Raw genomic sequence first — 25,941 nt, 5'->3', positions numbered from 1 at the left:
GATAATTGATTCCTCTTTACTTATTTGTTCATTGTTGTATCTTTCGATACAAATCATTGTTCGTCCTAGTTTTTGTTTTCTGTCTCATTGCGTATAGTGCATTTAGTTGGGGACTTTTTTTTGCATAATAAAAAAAGATACGGCATTGGTTGATAATAGCGCATTAATACTATTTTTGAGCCAATTGGGATAAAGACCTGAAATCATTGGGTTTAAAAGGCGTAGATGCTTCAAATGAACTATTTGTTGCATCAAAATTACTATCAAATAGGGATGCAGTTGCTCTAATTTTGGTTTAATAAACTAATGTATTAATCAAACTTTTTTTTAATTAAACCAACAAAAAAACAAACTATGCAAAGAGAAAAAAATTTTATAATTTCAATAGAAAAGCTGTCTATAGCGGCTTAGAAAAATTGCAATATTGGTATTGAAAAATGAGGCCCATGAGCACTGTTTTTAGAATCAATAAAATTTTAAAGAACTAATATTTTGATAAAAAGTACAAACAATTTATTGAACTAGTAAAAACCAAATTAATATGATAATGAAGTTAAAATTCGCATTAATAGCGTTGGCAATGATTTGCACGCAGTCAGTGCTATCGCAAAACAAGACCATTCAAGGTGTCGTTAAAGATCAAACGGGGTTTCCGTTGCCAGGCGCAAGCGTAAACGTGGAAGGGTCAAAAAATAGTGCCTCTACTGATATAGATGGAAAATACAGTTTGAATAATGTAAAACCAAACAACAAGATTGTTTTTTCATTTATAGGAACAGTTTCTAAAACCGTTTCGGTAGGTAGTCAAACTACTATAAATGTAACATTACAAGAGTCTAGCGAAACCTTAAGTGAAGTAGTTGTGGTTGCATACGGGGCTCAAAAGAGAACCACTGTAACAGGAGCTGTAGCTACAGTTACTAGTAAGGATATCGCAGCTATCCCAGTAACTAATGCTGAATCGGCTTTGCAAGGTAGAGCACCAGGTGTTACTGTGGTAAGTAGCGGTTCTCCAGGAAGTTCACCTACAGTATTAATTAGAGGATTGGGAACATTAAATAACAGTGCACCTTTGTATGTTATTGACGGTGTTATTACTGGAAATTTATCTGGTTTAAATGCTAACGACATTGAGTCTATGTCGGTACTTAAAGATGCTGCAACGGCAGCTTTATATGGTTCCCAAGGTTTTAATGGAGTAGTTGTTGTTACTACTAAAAAAGGAAAAAGAGGTCCTGGTCAAATGAATTTCAGTACTTATACTGGTTTTCAAAAAATAACAAAAAGATATGATTTATTGAATACTGCACAATATTTAAAATTTGCTAATGATTTAGGGGTTACAATCACTAGACCTGCATCTTTTTTAGATAATAGTACAAATTGGCAAGATGAGATTTTTCAAACGGGTCTTATTAAAGATTACAGCTTGAATTTTTCTAACGGTACTGAAACATCTTCAAGCCGTTATTCAGCAGAATATCTTAATCAAGAAGGTGCCGTTATTGGTACTGGGTTTGAGCGTTACTCTTTTAGAGCAAACAATAGTCAAACATTAGGGAAACTAACACTTGGAAGCAATGTCGGAATCTCTTTTTCAAAACAAGATCAACAGCGTACATCGGGTGGTCGTACTCTAATTGAGCACGCTATTAAATCGGCACCCTATTTACCTGTATATAATGCAGATAATCTAGGAGGATACCAAGGTCCTACAACCTCAGTTGACGGCCAAGATGCTGAAAATCCAGTACGTGTACAAAATTTAGGTTACCAATACAATAAGTCTTTAAGTATTATTGGTAATGTTTATGCCGAATTGGAATTGTACAAAGGATTAAAATTCAGGTCACAAGTGGCTCTAGATTATTACAATTCAAATGACAGGTCTTTTATACCTTCATTTAGAGATGATAATATACCAGGAGTAACAACTTTTGGGCAAGTTTTCTCTAGCTCAAGTCGAAACTTAGCTCAAGGACAAACAATTATTTTCAACAACAGTTTAAGCTACAAAACTACGATAGCAGACAAACATAATATTGAAGCACTTGTACTTTCTGAAAGTAATATGGCTAAATATGAAAATATTGGAGCAGGAAGTAGAAACTTGATTACAGATGCAATTGATCAATTGAATTCAACTACTGTTACAGGTTTAGGTACTGGTAGTTCAAAAACGAATAAATTAGGATTTGTTGCAAGGTTAAACTACAATTACGATGAAAAATATATTTTTGAAGTTTCTGGTAGAACAGATGGATCTTCTCGTTTTGGTACGAATTTTAGATGGGGTAATTTTTACGCAGTATCTTTAGGATGGAACATTGCTAAGGAAAAATTCATGGAAGATTCTGGTGTAAGTGTTTTAAAAATAAGAGGTTCTGTTGGAACAACAGGAAATGATAAAATTGGTGATTATCAATACAGTGGGACTTTAAATTCTAATTATATCTACCCTATTGATGGAGCTGCAGCAGCAGGTACTACGATAGGATCTTTGTCCAACCCAGGTTTAAAGTGGGAGTCTAAATTGGGACGTAATTTAGGTTTGGATTTTGGAGTATTGGACAATAAATTGACGGGTAGCATTGAATATTTCAACAATATAAGTTCAGACATTCTATTTGCTGTACCATTAGATCCTTCACTAGGTTCTGCTGGAGGTACTCAAGTTAGAAATATAGCTTCTGTTCAAACTCAAGGAACAGAGTTGAATTTGGGTTACAATTACGTTAAAGGAGACTTAACTTGGTCTGCTAATTTTAACATTGGAACAACTAAAAATGAAGTATTGCGATTAGCACCAGGAGTTGATCAAGTAGTTGCAGGAGATGCTTTCAAGCAAGGAGGAGCAAGTATTTCAAGACTTACTGTTGGAGATCCAGCTTTCTACATGTATGGTTTGGTGTCAGATGGAATTTATCAAAATCAAGCTGAAGTAAATGCTGTTTTTACAGCAAATCCAACACAGCAAGTAGTTAAACCTGGAGATATTCGTTTCAAGGATTTAAATGGAGATGGAGATATTACCTCTGCAGATAGAACAAAAATTGGTAATCAATCACCAAAATTCACTTATGGTTTGAACCTTTCTGCATCATTCAAACGTTTTGATTTTAATTGTTTTATAACAGGTGTTGAGGGTAATCAAATTTTTAATACAACTTTATATGACCTTGAAGGAATGACACGTTTGTTTAATTCAGGTACAGCCGTTTTGGACAGAGCTATTGTTGTAAATAATGTGGTAACAAACCCATCAGCTACTATTCCAAGAGCACAAGGAGCAATCCAAAATGTTGGAGTTAATGATCGATTTGTAGAAGATGGTTCTTACACTAGACTTAGAAATATTACTATTGGGTACACTTTGCCAAGTAAAGCATTAGGTAAGTATTTCTCTAAATTAAGAGTATATGCTAGTGGTCAAAATTTATTGACTTTAACTAAATATTCTGGTCTTGATCCTGAAATTGGTGGGTCTAATTTTAATGCAGGTGTAGACCGAGGAGGATATCCACAACCCAAAACAATTCTAATGGGTCTTGAAGTAGCCTTTTAATCAAAAATAAAAAAAAACATGAAAAGAATAAAATATATAGCATTAATGCTAACCGGAGTTTTACTTATGAATTCGTGTAGTAAGTCAGACTTGGATCAAACGAATCCAAATGAACTTGCACCAGAGACCTTCTTTCAAAATGAAGCTCAAGTGCAATCATCAGTAAATGCCGCCTATGCAAACTTACAAACCTTTGGTTTATATGGTCGTATGGTATTTTATATGATGGATAATATGTCTCAAGAAAATAGTGTAAACCCACAAATTGAAGCAGATAAAAAAACCTATAGTGAATTTTCATTTGACTCAAGTAATGCTCAAATATTGGATTACTATACAACTTGTTTTTTAGGAGTTACAAAGGCTAATTTTGTGATCAGTAATGTTGACAGGATAAATGCTATTCCTGAGTCAATACTTACGACAACTAAAAAAAATAAGTTTGTTGGTGAGGCTCATTTTTTAAGAGGGTATTACTACTTTCTATTAGTAAATCGCTTTGGTGGTGTTCCATTATGGGAAAAGTTGCCTGAAGGTCCTGTTGGCAAAGCAAGAGCTACAAAAGAGCAGATTTATGATTTGATAATTAAAGATTTTCAATTTGCTGCCGATAATTTACTGGACAAGTCAGTAGAACAAAAAGGAAGAGCAACAAAAGGTGCTGCCTTAGCAATGTTAGGAAAAGCTTATTTGTATCAAAATAAACATAAACTGGCTTTGGATGCTTTCAATAAAATTTCAGGTTATTCATTGGAGCCAAACTATTATGATAACTTCAAAGAAGAAACAGAGCATGGAGTAGAATCTATCTATGAAGTTGAGTATGAAGTGAAACTAGGAACTGGAAATAAATGGGATTCGGCTACGACAGGACAAGGTTTAAACGAGGCAACATTTAGAGGTCAAGATTACGGTAATTTAAACTGGTTCAATGTGTATCCTTCAGACGATTTATTGAATGAATTTGAAGCAGGTGATAAAAGATTTGCAGATAGTTTTTATGTTGTAGGAGACAAATACAACAATGGAAACAGTACTATGACTGCTGCTAACTTCCTTGCAGGAGGAGCTACTAGAAGAGCCGCTTGGAAAAAATATCAAAATTATTACAAGAAAACAGATGAAGCACAAGAGTCAGGAATTAACGTAAAAATTATTAGATGGGCAGATGTGTTGTTGATGAAAGCAGAATGTGAAAATGAGGTTGGTTCTCGTGACCAAGCTGTTGATTATGTGAACCTAGTAAGAGCGAGAGCTGGTTTCTCAGTAAAAAAGCCTTACACAACGGACAAAGCAGCTGTTTTTAATACAATTGTACATGAACGTAAAGTAGAATTGGCTGGAGAGCAAGTTCGTTTTGATGATATCATTCGTTGGGGCCTATCAGATAAATATTTAGCCGGAACTAATTTTATCAAAGGTAAACATGAATTATGGCCAATACCTGATAAAGTATATGCAACGAATCCAATTATAGGAGTTCAAAATCCTAAATATTAAAAATCCTAAACTGTAGTTGGTTAGGTTAGTTAGTTTTGTGGTTAAACAGCGTAAGAAATTACGCTGTTTTTTACTATTAAAACAAGTTGTAAGTTAGATTAAAATAATAAATGAAAAAATTAGCTTCACTATTTTTAACCTTTACATTATTTTATAATGTATTTGGTTTTTATATGATGTTTGCAGACCAAAAGGAGCAAACATGGGTGGCAGCTATGGAAAATACTCAAAATTCAGATTTCAAAATTTTTAAAGTAAAAATCAATCCCTACGCCTATATAGTAGATTCAGGATTTGAATATGTAAATGAAGATGTAGTGGTTAAGAATACTACGTTTCATGTCTTTAAAAATAGAATACAAAACAATGTTTTAGAACTGTACTGTCTAAAAAAGGTACAGCAAAATGGAATTAGCGCAAAAATACAGAGTTGGGTAGATCATCAACTTTTTGGACATTCATCAAATAATGACAGTCCAATAAAAAAAATATTAAAATCTTTTATTAAAGATTATCTTCAAAACGACACGCTTTGTTATCAATTGAATTATAGCCAGAAAGCGCTAGTTGCGAGTCACGCTATTTTACCAAAATCAATTTTACTTTCAGGGTACTATACAGTAAACCATCCTCCTCCCAATTTTATATAATTTTTACTTTAGTCTAAAAGTGTCTACTTAATTAGGTTTAATTACAGGTTACTTTCTTTTAAAAGTACATCTTTTTTGCATCCAGTATTTTGCAAAATAAACTTCCTTATCATGCTTTAGATTAATCAAATTTTTAACTTTTGGATCCTTCCAAAAAAAGCGTACAATAGTCTTCATATGGACTGTTGATACTATATTTTGTTGCTTATTTTTCAGAATTAAGTAATAGAATCTATTATTCTAACCAATTAAAAATTAATAAAATGAAAAAATATAAAATCCTTTATTTACTAGCGGCAGTACTCTTTTTGTTTTCGAATTTAAATGCACAAACACTCAAAAAAGCAGTTGAAAAAGAGCCACTTGGTAAAGAAAATATAGCATACAAATGGGGTCAAATGGCATTATTAGCTACGGCAAATGATACTGAACGTTTTGAACCAAGACCAACAATAACTTCTCGCTATCTAGGGCTAACTTTCATTGCTATTTTTGACGCATGGTCACGATATGATGCCAAAGCAGTTCCTGTTTACTTGAATTCGGTTGGACGACAGTCTCAAAAAAACGCAACATTAAAGAATAAAGAAATTGCAATAAGCTATGCGGCTTATGGTGCTTTGTGCAAATATTATTATTCGGATACAAAGCTTTTTTCTAACTACATGATTGAGTTAGGATTGGATCCAGAAAACAAGTCTGTAGATCCAAATACTCCAGAAGGAATTGGTAATCTTGCTGCATTAGCCGTAATAAAGTCTAGGTTAAATGACGGTTCAAATCAAGAAGGGGAAGCGGTTGGATCCAATGGGGTGGCTTATTTCAATTATATGAAGTACACACCTATCAATACACCTGATGCAAACGTTGATATAAATCACTGGCAACCTAAATATTTTTCTGATGGGAAAGGTGGCAAATTTGCGCCTTCGTGCTTGACTCCTTTTTGGGGCAAATTAAAACCAATTACTTTAAAATCTGCTGATCAATTTCGCCCTGTTCCTCCACCCTTAGTTGGGTCTGAACAATTAAAAAAAGAAGTGGCAGAAGTGGTGAAAATGCAAGAAGATTTGACCAGTGAACAAAAGGGACTGATCGAGTTTATGAGAGACGGACCAAAATCAGTACAACAATCTGGACATTGGTTAACATTAGCTCAGGAAGTTTCAGTTAGAGATGCACATACCTTGGACCAAGATGTAAAGATGTATTTTCTTTGCGAAATTACAGCAATGGATTGTTTTATTGCGTGTTGGGATTCCAAACTTTTTTATGACTATGCGCGACCTTATGCCTTAGTACATCATTATTACAAAGACACAGATATTGAAGCTTGGGGTGGTCCAGGAAAAGGAATCGTTACCATGAAAGGAGAAAATTGGAGACCATATAGTCCAGATACTTTTTTATGTCCGTCTTTTCCAGGTTATGTTTCAGGACACAGTACAATAAGTGGCGGCTGCGCCGAAGCTTTACGATTGTTTACTGGAAGCGATGTATTTGGAAGTTCAGTGGAGGTTGTTCCAGGTGCAATGACAGAGCCAGATAATTTGGGTAACAAAGTCACTTTGCTGTTTCCTACCTTCACAGAAACAGCTAATATGGCAGGTATTTCTAGAGTAATGGGTGGGTATCACATTCAAAGTGATAATATTGAAGGGCTGAAATTAGGTCGAAATGTTGCACACGAGGCATGGCAATTTTACAACAAACATATAGGAGCGGTTAAGTAGTTCATTCTAAAATACATAAAATGAGAAAGATTATAATATTAATCATTGGATCAATTTCCCTTTGGAATTGTTCCACTAATGAGGACCAAAAGATTTTTAAGGTTGTCGAACACAGCGATTCAGGAATCGATTTTAGCAATAATCTCACAGAAAATGATTCTCTAAATTATTTCACCTATTCCTATATATATATGGGTGGTGGTGTTGCGACCGGTGATATAAACAATGATGGACTGATAGATGTCTTTTTTACAGGCAACCAAGTATCCAATAAATTGTACTTGAACAAAGGAAATTTAAAATTTGAAGATATAACCGAGAAAGCAGGCGTGGGTGGAGATTCGCGTTGGTACACAGGAGTAACTATGGCCGATGTTAATGGTGATGGCTTTTTGGATATTTACTGTAGCGTATCAGGTAAATTTGGACCAAAAAACAATGAATTGTATATGAATAATGGCGATGGTACCTTTACAGAAAAAGCCAAAGAATATGGAATTGACGACATAGGTAGTAGTGTTCAAGGTACTTTTTTTGATTATGATAGAGATGGTGATTTAGATTTATTTGTTGCTAACTATCCGTCTACAAAGTTTAACTCTATGACTTTTGTGTATGTACAAATGATGAATAATGTAAAGGATAATGAATCAGGGCATTTATACCGCAATGATGGCGCCACCTTTACAGATGTGACTGCAGCCGCTGGCGTCAAAAATTATGGTCTTTCCTTAAGTGCGACTGTTGGTGATATAAATAATGATGGATGGCCAGATATTTATGTTTCGAATGATTTTAATTCTCCTGATTTTATGTACATCAACAATCAAGATGGAACATTTAGAGAGGCAGTAAAAGAGGCAACGGGACATACTTCGTTTTACGGAATGGGTGTGGACATTGCTGATTTTAACAACGACGGAAATCTTGATTTTTTTCAAGTAGATATGGATGCAAAAGATAATCGTCGAAAAAAAGCCAATATGTCAAGCATGAATCCGCAGTTGTTTTATGACGTAATAGATGCCGGTTTTCAAGTGCAATACATGCACAATTGCATGCAGTTGAACACGGGCATGGTCGAAAATGGGATTCCGCAATTTGAAAACATCTCTCGATTAACAGGTACTTCATCAACCGATTGGAGTTGGGGACCTTTGTTTGCAGATTTTGATAATGATGGGTATAAGGATTTATATATTACAAATGGAACTAGACGCGAAATAAACAATAACGATTATTTTCATAGTTTAGAAAACGGAAAATTAGAAACTACCGATTTACTGAAAAAGGTAAATACAATTCCATCTGAGAAGATTGATAATTTTATGTACAGGAACTTGGGTGGTCTTAAATTTGAGCAATACAATAAACAATGGGGAATTGAGTACGAAGGTTTTTCGAATGGGGTAGCATACGCCGATTTGGATAATGATGGTGACTTAGAAATCATCACAAATAATATTGATGATTATGCCACTATTTTTGAGAATACTAGCTCCAAAACAAATAACTATCTGACTGTTAGGTTTAATGGAAGCGCTAAAAACACTAAAGGTGTAGGAAACCGTGTTTACGTAAAAACTGGCGCGAATACCCAAATGCAAGAACTTACATTAACTCGTGGTTTTCAGTCGGCTGTTGCTCCTGAGCTGCATTTTGGTTTGAATAAAATAAAAATGATTGACGAGTTGAAAGTGGTATGGTCTTCTGGAAAAATCCAAACTTTGAAAAATGTAAAAGTCAATCAGCAACTTGTTTTAAATGAGAAAGATGCTGTTGTAAATAGTGAGAAGGTTGGAGTTAAAACTTCCTTGTTTTCGAATGAAACATCGATTTTTCCAGCCTATAAACATCAGGAAAATAAATACGATGATTTCAAAGATCAAGTATTATTACCTCACAAAATGTCATCATTTGGACCAACTTTGGCCGTAGGAGATTTGAATAATGATGGATTGGATGATTATTTCATAGGTGGATCGGCTGGCTTTGCAGGACAAGTTTTCACCCAAACAAAAACCGGTTTTGTTGCTCAAACAATTACTGCATTAAATGATGATCAAGCAAGCGAAGATACAGGTGCTATCATTTTTGATGCTGATAATGATGGTGACAATGATTTATATGTAGTGAGTGGTGGCTATGAATTTTTAGTAAACGATCCAAAATTACAAAATCGATTGTACCTCAATGATGGTAAAGGTAATTTTACCAAAGCTGCAACAACTTCTTTGCCCATTATGTTAACAAGTGGATCAAGAGTGTATGCATTCGATTATGATAAAGACGGAAAAAAAGATCTTTTAGTGCTAGGTCGACAAATTCCAGGGCAATATCCTTCTCCTGCAACAACCTACTTATTGCACAATGTAAGTACGGCCGCTAATGCAAAATTTGAAATTTCGAAAAAAGCACCTCCTGAATTCAAAGAGTTAGGAATGGCAACTAGTGCCGTAATTTCTGATTACAATAATGATGGTTTAGAGGATATCATTGTAGTAGGTGAGTGGATGCCAATTCGGGTATTTGAAAATAAAAAAACAGGATTTAAGGAAGTTTCGAATGCTTTAGGTTTGACGAATGATACTGTTGGTTGGTGGTGGAGTATAAAACAAGGGGATTTTGACCACGATGGTGATATGGATTATATTGTAGGGAATAATGGTTTGAATTATAAATACAAAGCAACTCCAGATGAGACTTTTGACATTTATGTGAAAGATTTTGACAATGATAAGCACAACGATATTGTACTGAGTTATTACAATGATGGTAAACAATATCCGGTGCGTGGTAGAGGTTGCTCATCGCAGCAAATTCCAGGGATAAAAAAGAAGTTTAAAAACTATGAAAGCTTCTCAGAAGCCACCCTTGAAGATGTTTATACCAAAAAGTCACTGAAAGAAGCCCTGCATTACGAGGTGAAATCGTTTGCAAGTATTTATTTAGAAAATAAAAATGGCAAATTCATCGTCCACGAATTACCTATTGAGGCCCAGCTTTCCTGTATTAATGAGATCATGGTAGAAGATTATGACAAAGATGGACATCTGGATGTGTTGATTGCCGGAAACATGTATAATTCTGAGGTAGAAACACCGCGCAATGATGCAGGACACGGCTTATTCTTAAAAGGGAATGGAAAAGGGAAATTTAAAGCAATTCCGCCCACGCAAAGTGGATTTTTTACGCCAGGTGATGTCAAGAATATGGAGAAAATAAAAGTAAAGGGTAAAAACTACTTTTTGATTACCAAAAATAATTCATTTTTACAGTCCATTAAAATCAATTAAAGGGCATTATTTTTACTAAGACAATTAGAAGCCAGGAAGAACTATTCTTCCTGGCTTTATTATTTTAGACCTATTTGCAATCTTACTTTCGATTAAAATTAAAGCAGGGTACTCATGAATTTCCCCTTTGATTTGCAGTTTTTAGAGCGAAAAATTGCTAGCAAAAAAAGGTAAAAAAATTGTAATACTACAGTTTTTATAATTACATACTACATAATAAATAGTAGATTTTTTTTTACTTACTATAATTAAATCGTAAATGATTGTTAATAGTTTAATAAAACTTTTTTTTAAGATTTTTCTTCAAGTCCCGCAATCAGTGGGTTTAAAAGTGGTTGATGCATCAAATGAACCATTTGTTGCATCATTATTACTACTAGATAGCTTCTCTCTTAACCTAATTTTGGCTTAATAAACTACATGTAACAAACCATTTTTAATTAAACCAAAAAAACAAACCATGCGGAAAAAATCAAATTTTACCTTTCTAAAAATATAGTTTTTAAATAGGCTATCTGGTACGAGAATCTTCGGCAGACATAGCAGATTAAATAAAATTATTTTTTAAAAATTGTACAAATGAAAAATGAGCATTTTAATTGACAATTAAAACAAATTAACGAACTAGTTAAAACCAAATTAATATGATAATAAAGTTAAAATACGCACTAATAGCGTTGGCAATGATTTGCACACAGTCGGTGCTGTCGCAAACCAAGACCATTCAAGGGGTCGTAACAGATCAGGCTCGATTGCCGTTGCCTGGTGTAAATGTTTCAGTCAAAGGAACACCTACTGGTGTTGTAACCAACTCTGATGGTTCTTTTGTATTAGATAAAGTACCTGCAAACGGTAGAATTATTTTTAGTTTTATAGGTTTTACTTCCAAAGAAGTTGCGGTAGATAATAAAAAAACTATAAATGTGAGTCTTGTTGAAGACACAAATAACCTAGAAGAGGTTGTAGTGGTTGGTTATGGTTCTGTAAAGAAAAAAGATGTAACAGGAGCTGTTTCTACCGTTAGTGCTAAATCGATCAAGGATCAACCTTTTACAGGATTGGATCAAGCCTTGCAAGGTAAAGTCTCTGGGGTAACAATTACTCAAAACTCAGGTACTCCTGGAGGTGGGGTTTCTATCAGAATACGTGGTATTGCTTCGTTATCAGGAAATGAGCCCTTGTATGTAGTTGATGGTGTACCTATTAATGGAGGAGATAATAATGACTCTTTTAGTTATAGTTCTTTAGGTGGGGCAAGCGGACAAACAAAGTCAAGTGCTTTAACATCAATAAATCCATCAGATATTGAATCTATGGATATTCTTAAAGATGCATCGGCAACTGCGATTTATGGTTCTAGAGGATCTAATGGGGTAGTTTTGATTACAACCAAAAAAGGAAAAAAAGGAAAATCTGTAATCTCGTACGAAACCTATACAGGTGTACAACAGGTTACTAAATTCTTAGATGTTCTTAATTTACAAGATTTTGCAAAATACAGAGCAAATGTTAGCAACGAATTAGGACAACAAGTTCCTTATGAGTTTCAAAATCCTGAAATATTAGGACAAGGAACGAACTGGCAAAAAGAAATTTTTAGAAATGCTCAGATGCAAAATCATCAGTTGACTATTTCAGGCGGTAAAGACAATACAAGATATTATACATCAATGAATTATTTTGAACAAGATGGTATTGTTATCAATTCTGGTTTCAAAAGATATTCTATGCGATTGAATATTGATACTAAGGTTAATGAATGGTTCAAAATTGGTAACAATCTTACTTTATCAAACACAAAACAAAAAATCGCCTTCAATGATACAGAAGACGGTGTAATTAGTACTGCTGTATCTCAAGCACCTAATATTCCGGTACGATATTCTGATGGAACTTTTGGTGGTCCTTTAGAAGGTTTTGGAAATACAGCTGCATCAAACCCTGTGGCTACGGCTATCAATAAAGGAAACAACCTTGATAAATATAAAATTGTAGGAAGCCTTTTTGGCGAAATCTCATTTACTAAAGATTTGACTTTTAAATCTGTATTAGGATATGACTTTAATACAACAAATGGTTCTGTATTTTATCCGGATATTACAATAGGTACAACAACTACGAGTAGTGCATCTGTTAAGCAACAAAATCAAAGTATTTTTTGGACGATACAAAATTACTTTACATACTCGAAAAGTTTTGGTAAACATAGTGTAGTAGCTTTATTAGGTCAAGAAGCTCAAGAGTCAAAATACGAAGGCTTAACTGGAGCAAGAACAGGATATTTGTCGAATGACATTACAACGCTAGGTTTAGGAGATGCTAAAACTGCAACAAATGATAATTATAAAGGGACAAACAGTTTGAACTCTTATTTTACTCGTTTAAACTATTCGTACAACAGTAAATATATGTTAACGGCTACTTTACGTTCTGATTCCTCTTCTAATTTTGGAGAAGGATATAAAACGGGTTACTTCCCTTCATTTGCTGCAGGTTGGGTAATTAGTAATGAGTCTTTTTTCGAAGGAATTAAAGATGTAGTAAATCACGCCAAATTCAGAGCAGGTTATGGAGAAGTAGGAAACCAAAATATTGGAAGCTACAAATATGGCGCTTCAATTGTGAGTTTTCCAACATCTTTTGGAACTGGTTTTGCACAGCAAAATATTCAAAATCCAACGGTTCAATGGGAAACAACCAAAGCGTCAAACTTTGGTATAGAAATGGGATTCTTTAAAGATGCTATCCGTTTAGAAGTGGATTATTACAAGAAAGTTTCAAGTGATTTCTTGTTTAGCGAGCCAGTGCCAGCTTACTTAGGTACAAATCCTCAACAAGGAAACTTAGGTCTTGGTGCAAAAGTAGTTAACCTTGGTGATATCGAAAATAAAGGTTGGGATGTAACTTTAAATACAAGAAACATCTCTAATGATAACTTTAACTGGAATTCATCTTTTATATTCTCAACATTCAAAAATAAACTAACGTCGTTTGGAGATGGTAATTCTGCTATTTTTAGAAACTTTCAGTTTAATAATACACTTACAAGAACAGGCGTAGGGTCACCTGTAGGGCAGTTTTATGGATATCAAGTAGATGGAATATACAAATCTGCTCAGGATATTGCTGACAGTCCTACTCCAGATAATGCAGTTGGAGCCGATGGAAAAGTTTGGATTGGAGATATTAAATTTAAAGATATCAATGGTAATGGAAAAATTGATGCTGGCGACAGAACGAATATCGGTAGCCCAATTCCAAAGTTTACCTATAGTGTAATCAATAATATCTCATACAAAAATCTTGATATGTCTATTGTTTTTCTTGGAACTCAAGGGAATAAAATTTATAACTGGACCAGAAAACTTACTGAAAGTTTGGGAGGTACAGGTGGACCATATGCAAACCAAAGTACTGCAGTGAACAATCGTTTTATTGCTGGTGTAAACGAGAACACAAACATACCACGATACGTGAATGGAGATCCTAATGGGAACGGTAGAGTTTCTGATCGTTTTGTTGAGGATGGATCTTATTTGAGACTTCAAAATCTTACTGTAGGGTACACACTACCTGAGAGCGTTATTAGCAGAACTAAATTCTTCAGTAAATTAAGAGTGTACATGACAGGACAAAATTTGTTCACAATCACAAAGTATTCTGGATTGGATCCTGCAGTAGGATCATTTAGTCAAGATGCCTTATTATCAGGTGTTGATAATGGTCGTTACCCAGTCGCTAGAGTGTTTACATTAGGTTTAAACTTAGATTTTTAAAAAAATAATAATATGAAAAATTCAACTAAATATTTCGTGCTTTTGATAGCTGTATTTTTTACAGTATCATGCTCAACAGAATTTTTAGACAATCCGCCAGAGGATAAGTTAGTTTTAGATAATTTTTATACTTCAGATGGGCAAATTTTAGGGTCTGGTGCTGGGCTATATGGTCGTCCGTGGTTCTACTTTAATGAAAAGTTTGTTTACGGATTGGATACCTACGCTGGTAACTCCTCAGGTGGTTATTCTGATTTGGCACAATTTGAAAACTTTGCAGTAGCTGCAAATAATCAGTTTGTTTTTGAAGGCTGGCAATCATTGTTTGATGTTGTAGCGCAATCAAATACGCTTTTGTATAACTTAGAAAAAAATGCAGGACCAGCAACTACTCCCGAAGTGGTTGAAAGAGTAAAAGGGGAGGCTTATTTTATGAGAGCTACAGCTTACTTTTATTTGGTTAGACTCTTTGGTGCTGTTCCAATTTTAAACAAAATTGAGCAATACACAGATAAAGTTCCTACCTATAGAAATAATGTAGACGATGTATACAAGTTTATTATCAACGATTACAAAGAAGCTTACAAGCGTTTACCTCTTGCAACAGGTGGTAGTACTACTGAAAAAGGTAGAGTAATAAAAAGTGCTTGCGACGGAATGTTGTCTAAAGTGTACATTACATTAAAAGATTATCCGAATGCTAAAATCTATTCTGACAATGTTATAAAAAGTCTTGATTATTCTCTAATTGACGATTATGGATTAATGTTCAATAGTCCAACAAACAACAATAGTAGAGAATCTATTTTTTCTTTGCAATGGGTAGGCTGTAAAGGCTACGGATACGGTAATTCGGCTCAAGCTTATATTACTCCAACGGGAACAATTACAGGAGATTATACGGGTTGGAAAACTTTTTTACCTAGTATTGATTTACGTAATGCTTATGAAGCAAATGACAAAAGAAGAAAAGCTACTATCATGTTGCCTGGAGATTTCTATCCTGAATTGGTTACAAAATCAGGAGGTTACACAGTAGGACCAAGTGGTTTTGGTGGGTCTTTAGGTTTTAGAAAATATGTTATCGGATCGACTGTTGAATTTGCTAACAATTGTCCGCAGCAAACGGGTCAAAATACAACAATGTTGCGCTATGCCGAAGTATTGCTAATTAATGCTGAAGCAATTTTAGGAACTTCAGCTTCTACATCATCTGCAGATGCTTTACTATCTTTCAATAAAGTTAGAACTAGAGCAGGATTACCTTCGAAAACAAGTATTACAAAAAATGATATTTTTAAAGAAAGAAGAATCGAGTTGGTTATGGAAGGAGATTATTGGTTTGACTTAGTGAGAAGAGATAGAGCGGAAGCTATAAATATCATTTCAAATCAAGAAAGAGGAACTTACAGTAATATTTCTTTGTTACAAGTAAATTCTAAAAAAGTGACACCAACTGCAAGTTCTTTTGTGATCCAGATCCCTGCTTCGGAATTAGATGCAAATCCACTTCTTAGAGAGACTCCAGTTCCTTTTCAATTTTAATTTTTAAAATATAAAACAATGAGAAAAATAATAAAAAATAGTAGATATATACTAGGATTCCTGATTGTTTGCTTAGTGCTATCATCATGTTCAAACGACAATGATTCTGGTGCTGCAGCAATGTTGGAAGGGGTGTATAGTTTAGACAATACAACCTCTCCACCAACTGAAAATAAGGATAAAGGTTTTCCTGGAGATTTGGTAAAGATTGAGGGATCTCAATTGACCAATGTAAAAAGCGTTGTATTAGATAACCTAGTGAATGTTATTTTCAATCCTGCAATGAACTCTGATAAAGCATTATTCTTTAATGTGTTTTTTGATGATAAAAAAGGAAGCCGATTTGGCGTTCAGGAGCTGAAAATCACCAAATCAAACGGTGAAGTAATCGTTTCTAGTTTCGAAATATTACAGCCAAAGGTTACGATTTCTGAAAAATTTGAACCAATTATCCCAAAAGTGGGAACGACGGTAACGGTAAATGGAAGTTGGTTTTTCAACATTTCTTCTGTTAAGTTCGCAGGTGCGGCAGTTACGTTTACCCGTATTTCGTCTACTTCTTTAACTTTTGTTGTACCAGCAAATGCAACTTCTGGAGGTGATGTCGAAATTACAACTCCTGGAGGAACAGTAAAACGATTCTTGGATATTGATCAAGGATTTGATGTAGTCAAAGTAGCTGATTTTGATGGCGGTGGTTTGCGTACAAGCAACAACTGGGTTAAATATGGTGATGCAGCTACACTTTCTTATTCTTCAGTAGGAGGTACTGTGGGGAACTATGCCGAATTAACTTGGACGGGTTCAAAAGTAAACGGATACAACGGAAGCCAATCTGATGGAGGAAGTCCGTTTATGGCTGCTACTGTAACCGATCCTACAAAAGTATCTTACCTAATCGATGTAAATAGCGGTGGGGCTGTAGGAACCAAAATCACGTTGCTTATTGTGGACACCGATGGAGGGAACTGGGCCTATTCTTATACAATTGCCACTACAGGATGGCAAACAATTGAGGCTAAAACGTCAAATTTTGGAGCTAATTACAACTCGTCAAATTTTACGCAAGGAGTCGTAAACCCATCAAAAATCAATCAAGTTAAAATGACGATAGATCAAAATGGAGGAACAGTTACCCCTTCTAAAGTACAATTTGACAACATTAAATTTAAGATATTACGTTAATTAAATTTCGAATAAATAGTGTTAGAAATTAGAAGGTTGCTGCAATCTTTTGGCAACCTTTTTATAAAAAAATAAGAAAATGAAAAAAATAAAAATAAGACAAGCTTTATGGATACTCTGCATTAGTTTATTTGTGCTAAGCTGTTCAAAGAGTGATGATGCCGTAGAGGTGACCGCCGGTGTACCTTCTGCATATGGTGCAGTAAATTTGACCAATGATGGCTTTACTGCCAACTGGACACGAGTATATCGCGCCGATAAGTATCTGGTAGATGTAGCCACAAAGGCTGACTTTTCTACTCTTTTACCAAATTATACAGCATTGCCAGTAACTGCTCTAACGTTAAATGTATCTGGATTAACTGCAGGTATCACTTATTATTATAGAGTAAGAGCCGTACGTGGTGAGTCGATTTCGGTGTTTTCAAACGCAGTTGCTGCAGAAATCATAAGTACGGGACCTGAACCTACAACGGCGCTAAAATCAGCAGCTAATTTTAATGTAGGTATGATTGTAAGATCAAACAGACTGACGGGAATTACTTCAGACATTATCTTAAGAGAATTTGATAATATTACCTCTGAGTACGAAATGAAAATGGATAAAATGTATCCAAGTAAGGGAACGTATGACTTTACAGCTGTGGATAAAATTGTGAACTATGCTACAGACAATAAATTAAACCTTCACGGACACGCTTTAATCTGGCATAATTCAGTTCCTAGTTGGGTGACTAATTTTGTAGGGACTAATGCTGAGTTTGAGGCTATGGTCAAAGATTATATTACTACCGTAGTAACACGTTACAAAGGGAAAATTAAATCTTGGGACGTTGTAAATGAAGCTGTTGATGATGGTAGTGGTAACCCATTGCGAAATTCTATCTTCAAACAAAAAATGGGAGATGATTATATCAAAAAATGTTACCAATGGGCTAGAGATGCAGATCCTGCATGTAAGTTGTTCTATAATGATTACAACTTCGCATCTTCTGCTACCAAAAGAGCTGCAATCTTTAAAATTGCTGATGATTTGAAAAAAGATAACCTTATTGATGGTCTAGGAGCACAAATGCACATTAGTTACAAAGGCCCTGCTGCATCAGAAATTCAAGCGGTAGTAGATGGAACGGTTTCTAGAAAGTTGTTAATGCATTTCTCTGAATTAGATATTCAAGCAAATCCAGACAATGATTTAACTGCTTTGACACCTGAAAGAGCCATTTCTCAAAAAAACAAGTACAAAGAAGTAGTGAAAATTTTCAATGCTATTCCTGCAGCCAATCAGTATGCACTTACCGTTTGGGGAATGAGAGATAGTGAGTCTTGGTTACTATCATTTTGGGGACATATTGACTGGCCTTTGATGTACAATGAAGACTACAGTGCAAAAAAAGCACATACTGGTTTCCTTGAAGGATTAAAATAGTCTAAGCACTATATAGATTACGGATTCATACATTCAAGTCATTTTTTCACTGATAAATTATCATCGAAATTGTGCCTTGTTTGAATGAGTCCGTTTTTTTTATATTCTATTTTAAAGTAATAGTAAAACGATACATTAGAGTGCATTTGGTCACGTTTATTACAGCTTTTTTAAAATGAATATCAATATTAATAAGTAGTTTTTTTTACGATTATCTAAATAATAATGAACTTTATTGGTACTATATGCAATGCTTGTAATCTTGGTCAAAATTTACATTTTTGTATTGCTACCACTCACGAAGGGCTTCAAATAGTGAATTACGCACGATTTGTATTATTTATAGCTTCAATTTTACCATTCGACCACGCAACATCCTACTACTTTTACCAAACAGTTTTTACAATTACTAGTCGGTTTTATAACAGCTAATAATTTAAGAATAGTAAGTTCAAAATTGTCTTGAAAATTCAGTTTTATATCCTAAAAAAAACGGACTGTTTTCGAAATAAAAACAGCTCCAAATAGTCGAACAAGATTTACTCAATTATAAATTAAAAAATACAATATGTCTCCATTTAAACAGATATGTCTTTTCTTTTTACTTGCCATCACAACTTGTGGTGCACAGGTAGCAGTACACAAAGATGCCTCAAAAACTTTTGAAGAACGCGCTTCTTTTTTGGTTTCGAAAATGACATTGGAAGAGAAGGTTTCTCAAATGACCTACAACTCTGCTGCAATAGATAGATTAGAAATTCCTGAAATGAACTGGTGGAACGAATGTTTACACGGAGTAGCTCGTGCAGGAATCGCCACTGTTTTTCCGCAAGGAATCGGAATGAGTGCTATGTTTGATAGAAAGCAAATGTTCGAAAATGCCAATGCAATCTCAGATGAAGCGAGAGCCAAACATCATGATTTTGTATCAAAAAATAAAAGAGGTATTCACCAAGGATTAACTTTCTGGACACCGAATATCAATATTTTTAGAGATCCAAGATGGGGTCGCGGAATGGAAACCTATGGGGAAGATCCTTATTTAACGGGAGAACTTGGGGTACAATTTATAAAAGGTTTACAAGGGAACGATCCAAAATATTACAAACTGATCGCAACTGCCAAACATTTTGTGGTACACAGCGGACCAGAAGCGAGTCGTCATAGTTTTAATGTAGACCCATCCGATTTTGATATGTTGAATACTTACAGTCCACAATTCGAAAAAGTGGTGAAGGAATCGGGCGTGTATTCTGTAATGTGCGCTTACAATAGTTTCAAAGGTGTGCCTTGTTGCGGGAACAAACAATTAAGTGATTTATTGAGAAAAGATTGGGGTTTCAAAGGATATATCGTGTCTGACTGTTGGGCAGTGACTGATTTCTATAACAAAGGAGCTCATGAAGTAGTACAAACTAAGGAACAAGCATCTGCAATGGCCGTACAAGCGGGAACCGACTTAAATTGTGGTGATTCTTACCCTTCATTGGTGAAAGCCGTAGAACAAGGTTTGATTTCTGAAGCTGAACTAACCGTTTCTGTAGAAAGATTGGTAGAAGCTCGTTTAAAACTTGGCTTGTTTGCACCAAAAGGCGATGTGAAGTATGAAGATATTCCATATTCAGTAGTAGATTCAGAAGTACACCGATTACTAGCGTTGCAATCGGCTACAAAATCAATGGTTTTATTAAAAAATAATAATCTACTGCCATTAAGCAAAAACTTGAAAAAAGTAGCGGTTATTGGTCCAAATGCAAACGATGCAGACGTTTTGCTTGGGAACTACAACGGTTTTCCATCACAACCAATCACACCTTTACAAGGGATTAAAAACAAACTACCCAATGCCAATGTGAGTTTTGCACAAGGATGTAGACTTGCAGATGGTTTGCCAATTTTAGAAGCGGTTCCTAAGGCTGTTTTATATACCGATAGCAAATTGAAAAATAAAGGTTTGAAAGCCGAGTATTTTTCGAATACCACTTTAAAAGGAAACCCATCACACAAACAAATCGATAAAAACGTTGACTTTTTATGGGCAACAACACCGCCATTTCCAGAAATGACGTACGATAAATATTCAGTTCGCTGGACGGGCTATCTTTCGGTTCCAAAATCAGGTCGCTATGCGATAGGAGGACAATCTTATTCTGGAATGAAATTGTATGTTGATGACAAATTAATTGTCGAAAGTGACAATGTTTACGAGCCTAAAACAGAATACGAGTATTTAGATTTAGAAGCAAACAAAGCCTATAAAATTAAATTAGAGTACAAACAAGATAATTCAGAGCATGCTATAATGCGTTTTTTATGGGAAGCGCCTAATGAAAATCTTGAAAAAGAAGCAATGGCGTTGGCTGAAGCATCTGATGTTGTCGTTTTTTGTATGGGGTTGAGTCCGCTTTTAGAAGGAGAGGAAATGAAAGTGAAAGTAGACGGTTTTGCAGGTGGTGATCGTGTAGATATCAAACTACCAGCTTCTCAAACTAATTTGATGAAAAAAATAAGCACACTAGGGAAACCAATGGTTTTGGTTTTGCTAAATGGTAGTGCGCTTGCCATCAATTGGGAAAACGATAATATTTCAGCAATTCTAGAAGCTTGGTATCCTGGACAAGCGGGAGGAACTGCAATTGCCGATATTTTATTTGGTGATTACAATCCATCAGGACGTTTGCCTCTTACTTTTTATAAAGACATTAATGATATTCCAGCTTTTGATGATTACAACATGAAAGGCAAAACCTATCGTTATTTTCAAGGAAAACCCTTGTATGAATTTGGTTTTGGGTTGAGTTATACCACCTTTAAATACAGCAATTTGGTTTTAGACAAAAAACAAGCAACCAACAAAGAAATTCTACTTTCAGTTGATGTTACTAATACCGGAAAAGTAGATGGTGACGAAGTAACGGAATTGTATATGAAAAGTGCCAAAGACGATTTTCAAAATACCATAAGAACATTGGTTGGTTTTGAAAGAACTTTTCTAAAAGCAGGTGAAACAAAGACTATTTCGTTTAAAGTGCAACCAAAACAATTGGCACAAATCAATGCTGATGTAAAAATGGAAGTAAGTCCAGGCGATTACACTTTTTCTGTAGGAGGAGCACAACCAAATGAGGAAAGAGTAAAAGAAGCCAATGTGGTTGTTAGCACAGTTACTTTAAAAGGAAACCCATTCAAAATTTAATTAAAACATTATGAAAATAGTTTATAGTCTATCAATTACGGCATTATTTCTTTATAGTATAGCGACCAATGGTCAAGTTAGTACTAAAAAAACTAAAGCGCATACCGTTGTTTCTATCGAAAAAGATAATTTTTTAATCAACGGTAAAATAATCAATAAGGGCAAAACTTGGAAAGGTAAACCTATCGAAGGATTGTTGTTTAATTCCAGAATGGTGCAAGCGACTTTTGATGATGAGAATCCAGAAACAGCTGTTTTATGGAAATATCCCGACACTCAAAAATGGAGTGCCGATCGCAATACAGACGAGTTTGTTGCTGCCATGTCAGAATGGAAATCGTATGGATTAAACGCGATTACCGTGAATTTACAAGGTGGTAGTCCAACAGGGTATGGTAATAAAAATTGGATCAACTCGGCTTTTACTGCAGATGGTTCGATTAAACCAGCCTACTGGAATCGATTGACAAAAGTGCTTAAAAAGGCCGATGAGTTAGAAATGGTCGTAATGATAGGATTATTTTATTTTGGACAAGACCAACTTTTAGCAGATGAAAAAGCAGTAATCAATGCTGTGGACAATACAATAAACGGACTTCATGATACGGGCTATAAAAACATCCTTATCGAAGTTGTGAATGAATGTGATTTACCGTATTACGACCACAAAATCTTAACGGAAAGTGGTATGGCGACATTGATTAATAGAGTAAAAAATAACAAAAGAGGAAACTTTAGGTATTTAGTATCCACAAGTTTTCAAGGTGCTTCGATTCCAACTTCTAGTGTGATAGAAGCGTCTGATTATATTCTACTTCATGCGAACGCTGTTGAAGTTCCAAAAGGGGTGGCAACAATGATCGAAAAAACGAAACAAGTACCAGGTTACAGTTTAAAACCTCTTGTTTTTAATGAAGATGACCATTATGAATTTGATAAAGAGGAAAACAATTTCAAAACAGCAATCGAGAACAAAGCTTCCTGGGGTTTCTTTGATTTTAGAAGAGAAGGAGAAACAAATATTGAAGAAGGATTTCAAAGTGTACCTGTAGATTGGAAAGTGAGTTCAGTTCGAAAGAAAGCATTTTTTGAGTACGTGAAAATCATTGTAAATAGCGCAGAATGAAAAAATATTTAATTGTATTAGTTCTTTTTTGTACCAATGTAATTCTTGCTCAAAATACGACGGTGGTTCAAAATCCTATTCTAAAAGGGTTTTATCCAGATCCAAGTATTTGCAGAGTGGGAGAGGATTACTATTTGGTCAATTCTACCTTTTCTTATTTCCCGGGACTGCCTATTTTTCATTCGAAAGATCTGGCGCATTGGGAACAAATAGGAAATGCAATGGACAGAACTACGCAATTAAATCTAGATGGTTTAGGAATCTCAAGAGGTTTGTTTGCGCCAGCGATCCGCTACAACAACGGGACTTTTTACATCACTTGTACTTTAATTGATAACGGAAATAATTTTGTGATTACGACTACAGATTTATCCAAAGGCTGGAGTGATCCCATTTGGCTTCCAGAAGTCGAAGGGATTGATCCTTCCTTATTTTTTGACGATACAAATCGTGGGTACATCATTTACAACAGTGATCCTCCAAATAAGGTTTACGTTTATGACGGGCATCGCTCGATAAAAATAGTGGAATTTGATGTTGCCACAAATAAAGTAATCAGCAGTCCTGAAATTATTGTTAATGGAGGAGCTGATATAAGTCAAAAACCAGTTTGGATTGAAGGCCCTCATCTTTTTAAAAAGGATGGTTTTTATTATTTAATCGCTGCTGAAGGCGGAACGGACGTTAACCATTCGGAAGTAGTTTTTAGAAGTAAAAATGTTTTAGGTCCGTATGAATCTTATGCTCAAAATCCAATTTTGACACAACGAAATTTAGATCCTAATCGCAAAGATCCTGTAACATCAACAGGTCATGCTGATTTTGTTGAAGACGCTAATGGCAATTGGTATGCGGTTTTCCTTGGTTGTCGTCCATATGAGGGAGGATTTTTTAATACCGGAAGAGAAACATTTATGGCGCCTGTATCTTGGGAAATGGGTTGGCCAAAAATTAACTTAGAAGGTGAAGTCGTTAAAAAGAATTACACTCTAAAAACGAAACCTGCTACAGCAATCAAAAGCAATCGCGATCTGTTTGTAGATGAATTTAATGGAACGTCTTTAGATTATCAATGGATGTTTTTAAGAACACCACATGAAAAATGGTATTCTTTAGATTCTAAAAAAGGCGCTCTTACTTTAAAAACAAGACCAGAAACAGTTTCGGGAACTGGAAATCCTAGTTTCATAGGCTTTAGACAACAACATCTAGTAGGCGAAGTAAGCACCGAAATGGAGTTTTCGACTAAGAAAGAAAATGAAAAATCAGGATTACTTGCTTTCCAAAATGAATCTCATTTTTATTATTTCTGCCAGTCGGTAAAGAATGATAAAAACGTAGTGCAACTGTACAAATCCAATGGAGAAGCCGTTGATGAAATCAAATCGGTTACAATTGATAGTAAGGAAAAATTATTTTTGAAGATAGTTGCCAATGGACCGGTTTATAGTTTCGAATATTCATTCGATAATAAAAAATGGATTACGCTGGCAGATCAAGTGGATGCCAAATTTTTAAGTACGCAAGTTGGCGGTGGTTTTGTAGGTGCATTTTATGCCATGTACACCACATCAATGGGACAAGAAAGCGCTAATCAAGCCCAATTTAATTGGTTCAAAAATTCGAACACAAAGTAAGATATAGTTAATATAAAAATTGATTTAAAAAACAAAATATGAAAATAATAAATAGCAAAACGGCTACAATTATATTGGCAGGGGTTTTAATGATGAGTTGTCAGGCTAAAAAGGAAGCTGTAAGTACTGCACCAACATTAAAAAGCGCCTATAAACAAGATTTTTACATAGGTACCGCTCTTAGTGCGGACCAAATCAATGAAAAAGATGCTGATGTAAATAACTTGATCAAATCACAATTTAGTGCTATCTCTCCAGAGAATAATTTGAAATGCGAAATGATTCATCCAAAATGGGATGAGTACACTTTTGATGTAGCTGACAAATATGTGGCATATGGAAAAAAGAATAACATGTTTGTTGTAGGTCATGCACTTATTTGGCATGAGCAATTGTCTCCCTTTGTACTTGCAATAAAAAGCAAAGATTCATTGAGCATGTTTATGCAAAATCACATTAGTACTGTTGCCGGAAGATACAAAGGTAAAATTGATGGATGGGATGTTGTTAACGAGGCTTTAAACGAAGATGGAACATATAGAAAATCTATATTTTTCGAAAAATTAGGCGATGATTTCTTAGTAACCGCTTTCAAATTAGCCGAAAAAGCAGCTCCAAATACGGAATTGTATTATAATGATTTTAATATCGAGCAACCGGTAAAAAGACAAGGTGCTATTCGATTATTAAAGAAAATAAAAGATAGTGGTGCTCGCATTGACGGAGTTGGAATTCAAGGGCACTGGAGCCTTGATGGTTTGCCATTAAAAGATATTGAAGAAAGTATAATTGCTTATTCTAAATTAGGATTGAAAGTGATGATTACGGAACTAGATATATCTGTTTTACCAGTTCCGGAGAAGTTAGTAGGTGCCAATGTAGATCAGAATTTTGAAGAAGATGCCAAAATGAATCCATACACTAATGGAGTTCCAGACAGTATCCAAGTGAAACTTGCGCAACGATATGAAGATTTATTCAAAGTTTTCTTGAAGCATAAAGACAAAATTAGTCGTGTTACTTTCTGGGGAGTAAATGACAGTCAGTCGTGGTTAAACAATTGGCCTATCAAAAACAGAACAAACTATCCATTGCTTTTCGATCGAAATAATAAGACCAACAAAGCATACGATCAAGTAATGGCTTTGAAGAAAAAATAGAGCGATTGTAACTAGTAGTAGTGCAAACTGCCTTAAAATTATGGGACTATTTGTTACTTGTACTAAAATTAAAAAAGCACGCAGATTTAAAATTGATTAACTGTAATTAACCTGTCTAATCTGCGTGTAATTTTTTTTCTAGT

General features: G+C 34.9%; 13 protein-coding genes. All 13 read left to right on the top strand.

Features of this window, described 5'->3' with window-relative positions:
- Nucleotides 1-547: 547 nt before the first annotated feature.
- The 13 genes from FFWV33_RS17785 to FFWV33_RS17725 all read left to right on the top strand — a co-directional run bounded on the left by FFWV33_RS17785 (nt 548) and on the right by FFWV33_RS17725 (nt 25,798).
- Nucleotides 548-3,565, top strand: coding sequence for a SusC/RagA family TonB-linked outer membrane protein (locus tag FFWV33_RS17785; protein WP_245891572.1), 3,018 nt, complete (start codon nt 548-550; stop codon nt 3,563-3,565).
- A gap of 18 nt (nt 3,566-3,583) precedes the next feature.
- Nucleotides 3,584-5,065, top strand: coding sequence for a RagB/SusD family nutrient uptake outer membrane protein (locus FFWV33_RS17780; protein ID WP_108742140.1), 1,482 nt, complete (start codon nt 3,584-3,586; stop codon nt 5,063-5,065).
- Nucleotides 5,066-5,175: 110 nt separating this feature from the next.
- On the top strand, nt 5,176-5,715 hold the full coding sequence (locus FFWV33_RS17775; protein WP_108742139.1) for a hypothetical protein: 540 nt from the start codon (nt 5,176-5,178) through the stop codon (nt 5,713-5,715).
- Between the two features lie 263 nt (nt 5,716-5,978).
- Nucleotides 5,979-7,448 (top strand): vanadium-dependent haloperoxidase, encoded by a 1,470-nt coding sequence (locus tag FFWV33_RS17770; RefSeq protein WP_108742138.1) that lies wholly within the window; start codon nt 5,979-5,981, stop codon nt 7,446-7,448.
- Nucleotides 7,449-7,468: 20 nt separating this feature from the next.
- Entirely contained in the window at nt 7,469-10,744 is a 3,276-nt protein-coding gene (locus tag FFWV33_RS17765) for a VCBS repeat-containing protein (protein ID WP_108742137.1), read from the top strand.
- Between the two features lie 644 nt (nt 10,745-11,388).
- Nucleotides 11,389-14,520 (top strand): SusC/RagA family TonB-linked outer membrane protein, encoded by a 3,132-nt coding sequence (locus tag FFWV33_RS17760; protein WP_108742136.1) that lies wholly within the window; start codon nt 11,389-11,391, stop codon nt 14,518-14,520.
- A gap of 12 nt (nt 14,521-14,532) precedes the next feature.
- Nucleotides 14,533-16,065 (top strand): RagB/SusD family nutrient uptake outer membrane protein, encoded by a 1,533-nt coding sequence (locus FFWV33_RS17755; RefSeq protein WP_108742135.1) that lies wholly within the window; start codon nt 14,533-14,535, stop codon nt 16,063-16,065.
- Between the two features lie 18 nt (nt 16,066-16,083).
- On the top strand, nt 16,084-17,250 hold the full coding sequence (locus FFWV33_RS17750; RefSeq protein WP_108742134.1) for an IPT/TIG domain-containing protein: 1,167 nt from the start codon (nt 16,084-16,086) through the stop codon (nt 17,248-17,250).
- 79 nt (nt 17,251-17,329) lie between these two features.
- Complete coding sequence (locus tag FFWV33_RS17745) at nt 17,330-18,679, top strand: endo-1,4-beta-xylanase (RefSeq protein ID WP_245891571.1); 1,350 nt, start codon at nt 17,330-17,332, stop codon at nt 18,677-18,679.
- 568 nt (nt 18,680-19,247) lie between these two features.
- The gene (locus FFWV33_RS17740) at nt 19,248-21,875 is read left to right on the top strand and encodes a glycoside hydrolase family 3 protein (RefSeq protein ID WP_108742133.1); all 2,628 of its coding nucleotides are present in this window, start codon (nt 19,248-19,250) and stop codon (nt 21,873-21,875) included.
- A gap of 10 nt (nt 21,876-21,885) precedes the next feature.
- The gene (locus FFWV33_RS17735) at nt 21,886-23,001 is read left to right on the top strand and encodes a hypothetical protein (protein WP_108742132.1); all 1,116 of its coding nucleotides are present in this window, start codon (nt 21,886-21,888) and stop codon (nt 22,999-23,001) included.
- Nucleotides 22,998-24,638 (top strand): glycoside hydrolase family 43 protein, encoded by a 1,641-nt coding sequence (locus FFWV33_RS17730; protein ID WP_108742131.1) that lies wholly within the window; start codon nt 22,998-23,000, stop codon nt 24,636-24,638. Before FFWV33_RS17735 ends, FFWV33_RS17730 begins: the two co-directional genes overlap by 4 nt.
- A 38-nt stretch (nt 24,639-24,676) precedes the next feature.
- Complete coding sequence (locus FFWV33_RS17725) at nt 24,677-25,798, top strand: endo-1,4-beta-xylanase (protein ID WP_108742130.1); 1,122 nt, start codon at nt 24,677-24,679, stop codon at nt 25,796-25,798.
- The last annotated feature ends 143 nt before the right edge of the window (nt 25,799-25,941 follow it).

This window comes from Flavobacterium faecale (genome assembly GCF_003076455.1).
In the GTDB taxonomy this organism is placed as follows: domain Bacteria; phylum Bacteroidota; class Bacteroidia; order Flavobacteriales; family Flavobacteriaceae; genus Flavobacterium; species Flavobacterium faecale.
Note: the sequence above shows the minus strand (reverse complement) of the source record. Positions and strands in the feature narration are given on the sequence as shown.